The sequence below is a fragment of the Acidocella sp. genome (genome assembly GCF_052326845.1).
GTDB lineage: Bacteria > Pseudomonadota > Alphaproteobacteria > Acetobacterales > Acetobacteraceae > Acidocella.
Genome location: NZ_JBKQJR010000072.1, coordinates 1 through 6667, shown reverse-complemented (window position 1 = coordinate 6667; position 6667 = coordinate 1). Strand labels below are relative to the sequence as shown.

General features: G+C 66.3%; 10 protein-coding genes. 6 read left to right on the top strand and 4 right to left on the bottom strand.

The window, feature by feature from the left end; genetic code table 11:
• The 3 genes from ACLPJJ_RS04470 to ACLPJJ_RS04460 form a co-directional block, all read right to left on the bottom strand.
• A partial coding sequence (locus tag ACLPJJ_RS04470) for a ClpXP protease specificity-enhancing factor SspB (protein WP_443589748.1) occupies nucleotides 1-200 on the bottom strand: 200 nt, incomplete at its 3' end.
• 49 nt (nucleotides 201-249) lie between these two features.
• Nucleotides 250-1086: a GNAT family N-acetyltransferase gene (locus tag ACLPJJ_RS04465; protein WP_443589747.1), complete on the bottom strand. Its 837-nt coding sequence runs from the start codon at nucleotides 1084-1086 to the stop codon at nucleotides 250-252.
• On the bottom strand, nucleotides 1083-1493 hold the full coding sequence (locus ACLPJJ_RS04460) for a Fur family transcriptional regulator (RefSeq protein WP_443589746.1): 411 nt from the start codon (nucleotides 1491-1493) through the stop codon (nucleotides 1083-1085). The genes ACLPJJ_RS04465 and ACLPJJ_RS04460 overlap by 4 nt, the downstream gene beginning before the upstream one ends.
• A gap of 55 nt (nucleotides 1494-1548) precedes the next feature.
• Here ACLPJJ_RS04460 and ACLPJJ_RS04455 point away from each other — a divergent pair, with 55 nt between their 5' ends.
• Nucleotides 1549-1797: a sulfurtransferase TusA family protein gene (locus tag ACLPJJ_RS04455; protein ID WP_443589745.1), complete on the top strand. Its 249-nt coding sequence runs from the start codon at nucleotides 1549-1551 to the stop codon at nucleotides 1795-1797.
• Between the two features lie 158 nt (nucleotides 1798-1955).
• Here ACLPJJ_RS04455 and rpsU read toward each other — a convergent pair whose 3' ends face one another.
• Nucleotides 1956-2159: a 30S ribosomal protein S21 gene (rpsU, locus tag ACLPJJ_RS04450; protein ID WP_007421557.1), complete on the bottom strand. Its 204-nt coding sequence runs from the start codon at nucleotides 2157-2159 to the stop codon at nucleotides 1956-1958.
• 141 nt (nucleotides 2160-2300) lie between these two features.
• Here rpsU and ACLPJJ_RS04445 point away from each other — a divergent pair, with 141 nt between their 5' ends.
• From ACLPJJ_RS04445 to ACLPJJ_RS04425, 5 genes are all read left to right on the top strand, one after another.
• Nucleotides 2301-2834 (top strand): peptide deformylase, encoded by a 534-nt coding sequence (locus ACLPJJ_RS04445; RefSeq protein WP_443589744.1) that lies wholly within the window; start codon nucleotides 2301-2303, stop codon nucleotides 2832-2834.
• Nucleotides 2831-3448 (top strand): COQ9 family protein, encoded by a 618-nt coding sequence (locus ACLPJJ_RS04440; RefSeq protein WP_443589743.1) that lies wholly within the window; start codon nucleotides 2831-2833, stop codon nucleotides 3446-3448. The genes ACLPJJ_RS04445 and ACLPJJ_RS04440 overlap by 4 nt, the downstream gene beginning before the upstream one ends.
• Nucleotides 3449-3546: 98 nt before the next feature.
• A complete protein-coding gene (locus tag ACLPJJ_RS04435; RefSeq protein ID WP_443589742.1) occupies nucleotides 3547-4800 on the top strand; it encodes a gamma-glutamyltransferase in 1254 nt (417 codons plus the stop codon).
• Nucleotides 4801-4902: 102 nt separating this feature from the next.
• Nucleotides 4903-6060 (top strand): pyridoxal phosphate-dependent aminotransferase, encoded by a 1158-nt coding sequence (locus ACLPJJ_RS04430; protein ID WP_443589741.1) that lies wholly within the window; start codon nucleotides 4903-4905, stop codon nucleotides 6058-6060.
• 99 nt (nucleotides 6061-6159) lie between these two features.
• Nucleotides 6160-6667 (top strand): electron transfer flavoprotein subunit beta/FixA family protein (locus tag ACLPJJ_RS04425; protein ID WP_443589740.1); only part of this gene is annotated, 508 nt, incomplete at its 3' end.

Here is a 6667-nt window from a genome sequence, read left to right as displayed (position 1 = left end):
GGATACTGGGCGCGCAGGCGGTCAGGCAAGGCCACGCCGGGATAGGCGGTCTTGAAGCTGATATAGAAATGGTGCCCGCCGGGCAGTCCCTCATGCGCAACATGTCGCAGCGCGGTTACCACAACCTGGCGCAATGCATCTTGCGTCCATTCGTCATAGGGCAGCAGCGAATCCGGTATGGTCACATCATCATCGGTCATTTTATTACACTCTCCCGGAGCTGGGCATAGTCTTGGCGCGGCTTATGGCTTAGCGGGCTTCACGCTCATAGAGCCGGTAATATTTTTCAGTCACAAGGTCGGTCTGCACCACCACGGCGATATCCGTGGTGTTGAACTGCGCGTCGATCACCGCGCCGTCACCCACGAAGCCGCCAAGGCGCAGATAGCCCTTGATGAGCGGCGGCAGGCGCATCAGCGCGGCTTTCGGGTTGATGCTGGCCGGGTCCAGCCGGCGCATCTCCACATAGCGGGAGGGCAGGGCGCGCGGGCGGATCGCCTCCGGCGCCATGTGGTGCGTGGCGAGATAGGTAAGTTCCTCAGCCAGCGCATCCGGGTCGGTGCCGAAGAGGCTGGCGCAGCCGAACATCAGGTCGATGCCATGATGGAATACGTAGGCTGCGATGCCGCGCCAGAGCAACTGCATCACCGCGCGGGAGCGGTAGGCGGCGGCCGTGCAGCTGCGCCCCAGCTCCAGCTTCTTGCCGGGGAAGGTCTTCAGCTTGCCGATGTCGTACTCGCTCTCGGAATAGAACCGGCCGAAGCGCTCCGCCTCCTCCTGGCGGATCAGCCGGTAGGTGCCGACGACGCTCGCAGCACCCTCGCCCAGGTCATGGTCCACCACCAGCAGATGATCGGCGATGGCGTCGAACTCGTCGCTGTCGCGGCCGGTGGCGATGGTTTTGGCATCGGCCTGGGCGCCCATTTCCTCGTAGAACACGCGGTAGCGCAGGTTCTGCGCCGCCTCCAGCTCGTCCGTGGTGGTGGCCAGGCGCACACCAAGATTACTCGCACGCAGCTCCGGGAAGCCAGGGGCGGCATTGCCGATGGTAAAGCGCGGCAGCTGGGGCATGAGACTCTGATTCATTTGGCCGTCCGCCGGCCAAAAAGCTCGATTTTTATATTGTCCACCTCGAAGCCCTGTGCCGCGGCGATTTCGCACAGCAGAGCCTCCGCCTGAGGGGCGGCGAATTCCACCACCGTGCCGGTGTCCTTATCGACAAGGTGGAAATGGTGCTTGTCCCCGCTCGGCTCGTAGCGCGCGCGGCGGCTGCCGAGGTCGCGGCGGGAGAGAATGCCCTTGGATTCGAGCAGGCGCACGGTACGGTACACGGTGGCGAGCGAGATCCGGCTATCGACGCGATTCGCCCGCCGGTGCAGCTCATCCACATCCGGGTGGTCGGTCGCCTCAGACAACACCCGCGCGATAACCCTGCGCGGCCCTGTCATCTTCAGCCCGTTCTCTATGCACAGGCGCTCGATGCTTATATCCATCGTCGTGCCTTGTGGCCCAAGTTTATGCTCTGGTCCAGCCTTAACGGGAATTACCATGCCATTATCCGCCCTGCCGAAACACGACAAAGCCATAGATATTAGCGCCGAAACCTGTCCGATGACGTATGTGCGCACCCGCCTTGCGCTGGACACGATGGTCCCCGGGCAGGTCCTGCTAGTGCGGCTGAAGGGCGAGGACCCGCTGAAGAACGTGCCCCGCGCTGCGGCGGACCAGGGCCACGATCCGCTGGATTTGCTGGAGCAGGAGGATGGCACCTGGCTGCTGGTGATCCAGAAGGGGTGAGGGCGGGTTCCTGCGCGTCATCGCAAGCGACGCAAAGCGCCGCCCGGAAGATGGACCACTTCGGCGGCTTCGTCGCCTCGCGATGGCGAACAAAACACCAAAAGCCGTGGATGGCATGCCATCCACGGCTCAATCTGGCGAAATGTCGTGAAAAAGTCTTAGAAGCCTTCGCGCTCGATGCGCTTGCGCTCCATCTTGCGGGCGCGGCGCACGGCCTCGGCAGCCTCACGGGCGCGGCGCTCGGAGGGCTTCTCGTAATGGCGGCGGAGCTTCATCTCGCGGAACACGCCTTCGCGCTGGAGCTTCTTCTTGAGCGCCTTCAGCGCCTGGTCGACGTTATTGTCACGAACGAGAACTTGCACCGGCTCGCCAACTCCTGAAAAAATACCAAAAAAAGTAGAGCGGAACGCGGCCTTGTCCAGGCCGGTTCCGCAAAGGTGAAGGCGCCTATAGCACAGATTCGGCTCTCGCCAAATCATTTCTGCCGGGGCAATCATGCAAATATGGCAATTCTGAAGATAGCCCGCATGGGCCACCCGGTTCTGCTCGCCCGCGCGGCGGAGGTCGATGACCTCACAACGCCGGAATTCGCCCGGCTGCTGGCGGACATGGCCGAAACCCTGGCCGATTCCGGCGGTGTCGGCCTAGCCGCGCCGCAGGTGTTCGCCTCACTGCGCGTCTTTCTCTTTCATGTGCCGGCCAGCCGGTCCGATACCGGGGCGGCGCTGCCGCTGCGGGCCATCATCAACCCGGTGGTCACGCCGCTCTCGCCGGAGAAGGTGCTGGGCTGGGAGGGCTGCTTGTCCATCCCTGGGCTGCGCGCTGCCGTGCCGCGCTTCCGGTCCATCCGCCTGACCGGCCTCGCCCCCGATGGAGCCAGAGTGGATGAGGAGCTGACCGGCTTCGCCGCCCGCGTGGTTCAGCACGAGACCGATCATCTGGACGGCATCCTCTACCCCATGCGGATGGAGGATTTCCGCTATTTCGGCTACAATGAGGAACTGGAGCGCAACCCCGCGCCGCTGCCGGAGATATGACGATGCAGGTCGATAACGAAACCGCCAAGGTGCTGGATGCGCTGTTGCCTAACGTGCCCTTCGATGGCTGGACCAGCAAGGCGCTGCACACGGCGCTGGCAGCGCTTGGCCGGGCGCCCGAGGAGGCTGGGCTGATCTTCAACGGTGGGGCGGGGGAGATGATCGAGGGCTATTTCGCCCTGGCCGACCAGCGCATGATCGAGGCGGCGCAGGGGCTGGAAGGCGGGCTCACCGCCCGGGTCCGCGCTGTCATCGCGCTGCGCCTGGCGCAGGCGGAGGGCGACAAGGAGGCAATCCGCCGCGCCCTCTCCTGGCTGGCGCTGCCATCCCAGGCGCCCCGCATGGTGTGCATCACCGCCGCCACGGTGGATGCCATCTGGTACGCGGCGGGTGACAAATCCGCCGATTTCTCCTGGTACACCAAGCGCGCCAGCCTGGGCGCCATTTATCTCGCCACGCTTTTGTACTGGCTGAGCGACACCTCGCCGGAGAACGAAAGGACGCTGGCTTTCCTCGACCGCCGCCTCGCTGGAGTCGGCCGTATCGCCAAGCTGCGCCATGGCCTGACCAAGCGGCTCGGCGTGCTGCGCCCGCGGCGGGGCGCAGCGGCGTAAACCGGCCCCCGGGCTCCGTTGCGGGCCGTTGCATTCGCAGCTAAGCAGGCGGGGCGCCAGTTCCGGCCATATTCCAGTTTTTTCAAGGGTATTTCGCCTTGCACAGCCGCTTTCTTCGCCTTGCCGCCGCTGTCTCTTTCACCGCGCTTTCCGGCTGTGCCACTGTAGGCCACCAACTCCTTGGCACGAACTCCGCGCAGGATAACGGCCAGGGCCAGACCGCCGCGCCTCCCGCTGTGTTCGGCTACGCGGTGGCGGATGAGCCGCAGGCGGCGCTGGTGGGGCGGCAGATCCTCAACCAGGGCGGCAATGCGGCGGATGCCGCGGCGGCGGAAGGTCTCGCCATGGCGGTGACCTTGCCTTCCCGCGCCTCGCTGGGCGGCGGCGGCGCCTGCCTGGTGCGGATGTCGGACGCCCAGGGGCGTTTGCAGGCGCCGGTGGCGCTGCTCTTCCCCGCCGGCTCACCTGCCGCTGCCAGTGGCGACCGCCCGGCAGCCGTGCCGACCATGGCCCGCGGCCTGCTGGCGCTGCAGGCGGGCTATGGCCAGCTGCCGCAATCCGCCGTCATCGTGCCGGCCGAGCGCCTGGCCGCCAGCGCCCAGCTCTCCCCGGTTCTGGAGTCCGACCTGCAGGTTGTGGGCTCTGCGCTGCTGGTTGACCCGGCTTCCGCCGCCGTGTTCGCCCCCAGCGGCACGATGCTGCCTTCCGGGGCCAATCTGGCGCAGCCGGACCTCGCCGTGACGCTGGAAATCCTGCGCACCCAGGGCGTGCAGGGCTTCTACGCCGGGGCTTACGCGCAGAATTTCGCCGCCGCTGCCCAGGAAGCGGGTGGCGGGCTGACCGTGCAGGACCTCGGTGCCGCCACGCCGCATATTGTCACCCCGGTGTTTGGCAAGGCCGGAGATTACGCCACCGCCTCCCTGCCGGTGACAACGCCGGCCATGGAGACGCTGCCCGCCTCCGCCAGCTTCATGGCGCTGGACAAGAACGGCGGCGCGGTGATCTGCGTCGCCTCGCTGAACAACCTGTTCGGCACCGGGCGCATCGCCCCGGGCACGGGTGTGCTGCTGGCCGCCTCGCCGCACAGCAACCCTGTGCCGGATCTGGCGGCCGCCATGGCCTATACCAACAGCAGCTTCCGCGCCGCCGCCAGTGGCACGGGCCAGGGTGGCGCTGCCGAGGCCGCGCAGATCGGCCTGGCCAATGCGCTCGCCGGCCACCCGGCGGCGCCGGTGCCTGAGCCCGGCCGCGCCAATGTCATCTCCTGCCTGGGCGGGGTTCCGGGCAGCGAAGGCTCCTGCACCGCCACGGTCGATTCTCGCGGCCAGGGGCTGGCCATCGGCGGCCGTTAAAAACCCTACTATGTCGGCCGCCTGGCACCGCATTTCTGCGCTCCGGTGCTCGAAAAACGGCACCATTCGGCACGCCCTAGCGGGCTTTAAATGGAGATATTGGTGTTGAAGATCGGTGCCGGGCGGCATGTTCCGCCCTTCCGGGTGATGGAGGTCATCGCCCGGGCCAATGCCCAGGCGGCGGCGCTGCCCCCTGGCGCGCCGCGGGTGCTGCGCCTGGAAGTCGGCCAGCCCGGCACAGGCCTGCCCGCGGGCGCCAAGGCGGCAGTGGCGGCGGCGCTGCAGGGCGGTGAAGCGCTGGGCTATACCGAGGCGCTGGGCCGCCCGGAGCTGCGGCGCCGGCTCGCCGCGCATATACAGGAGTGGTACGGCGTGGCCGTGCCGCCGGGACGCATCGCCGTCACCTTTGGCGCATCCGGCGCGTTTCCGCTGGCTTATCTCGCGGCCTTCGACCCCGGTGACGAGATTGCCCTGGCCGCGCCCTATTATCCGCCTTACGTGAACATCGCGGTGGCGCTTGGGCTGAAGCCGGTGGTGCTGCCCTGCGGTATCGAGACCGGGTTCCAGCCCACCGTGGCCATGCTCGAAGCCCTGCCGCGCCGGCCCGAGGGGCTGATCATCGCCAGCCCCGCCAACCCCACCGGCTCGATGCTGGCACCCGAATCCCTGGCTGAGCTGGCCCGCTACTGCCACACCAACCGCATCCGCCTGATCTCGGACGAGATCTATCACGGCCTGACCTACGGCAAGCCGCAGGCCTCCGCCGCGCAGTTTTCCGGCAGCGCGATCGTCATCAACTCCTTCTCCAAATACTTCTCCATGACGGGCTGGCGCGTCGGCTGGATGGTGCTGCCCGAGGAGTTGGTGCCGGTGGTGGAGCGGCTGGCGGCGAATTTCTTCATCTCGCCCTCCTGCATCTCGCAGGTCGCGGCCGAGGCAGCGCTGGACTGCCGCGAGGAACTGGACGCCAACCGGAGGAACTACGAAACCGCCCGTAAGGTGATGGCCGAGGGGCTCCGCGCCGCCGGGTTCACTGTTTTTTCACCGCCGGATGGCGCTTTTTATATTTATGTGGACCTGCAGGGCCGGGGCGAGGACAGCGCCGCCTTCTGCGCCAGGTTGCTTGAGGACCACAATATCGCGACCACCCCCGGTTATGATTTCGACGCCGCGCGCGGCGGGCAGTACCTGCGTATGAGTTATTGCGCCAAGCTGGCCGATATTGAAGAGGCGATGCAGCGGCTATGCCGGATGAAATAAGCGGCCTTATGGACGACTTGCTCGGGGCTTTCCAGAGCGGGCAACATCCAATATCAAGGCGCAGTCAATTTTCGGGACAGAAGCGAGGTATATAAGAAAATGAAATTGCTAGTCGCGGTGAAGCGTGTGGTTGATTACAACGTCAAGGTCCGGGTGAAGTCGGACAAGACGGGCGTTGAGACCGCGGGCGTGAAGATGTCCATGAACCCGTTCGACGAGATTGCCGTCGAAGAAGCGGTCCGCCTGAAGGAGAAGGGCGTTGCGACTGAGATCGTCGCTGTCTCGATCGGCGTGACGCAGGCGCAGGAGACGATCCGCACCGCGCTCGCCATGGGCGCCGACCGCGGCATCCTGGTGGAGACCGACGTGGCGGTGGAGCCGCTCGCCGTGGCCAAGCTGCTGAAGGCGCTGGCCGAGAAGGAAGGCGCTGACATCGTCGTGCTGGGCAAGCAGGCGATCGACGACGACATGAACGCCACTGGCCAGATGCTGGCGGCGCTGCTCGGCTGGCCGCAGGGCACCTTCGCCTCCAAGGTCGAAATTGCCGATGGCACCGCCACCGTCACCCGCGAGGTTGATGGCGGGCTGGAGACCGTGGCGCTGGCCC

Coding starts and splice junctions, on each gene's coding strand:
- ACLPJJ_RS04445 (WP_443589744.1), top strand. CDS start 2,301: ATGGCAATTCTGAAGATAGCCCGCATGGGCCACCCGGTTCTGCTCGCC.
- ACLPJJ_RS04455 (WP_443589745.1), top strand. CDS start 1,549: ATGCCATTATCCGCCCTGCCGAAACACGACAAAGCCATAGATATTAGC.
- ACLPJJ_RS04465 (WP_443589747.1), bottom strand. CDS start 1,086: ATGAATCAGAGTCTCATGCCCCAGCTGCCGCGCTTTACCATCGGCAAT.
- ACLPJJ_RS04440 (WP_443589743.1), top strand. CDS start 2,831: ATGACGATGCAGGTCGATAACGAAACCGCCAAGGTGCTGGATGCGCTG.
- ACLPJJ_RS04460 (WP_443589746.1), bottom strand. CDS start 1,493: ATGGATATAAGCATCGAGCGCCTGTGCATAGAGAACGGGCTGAAGATG.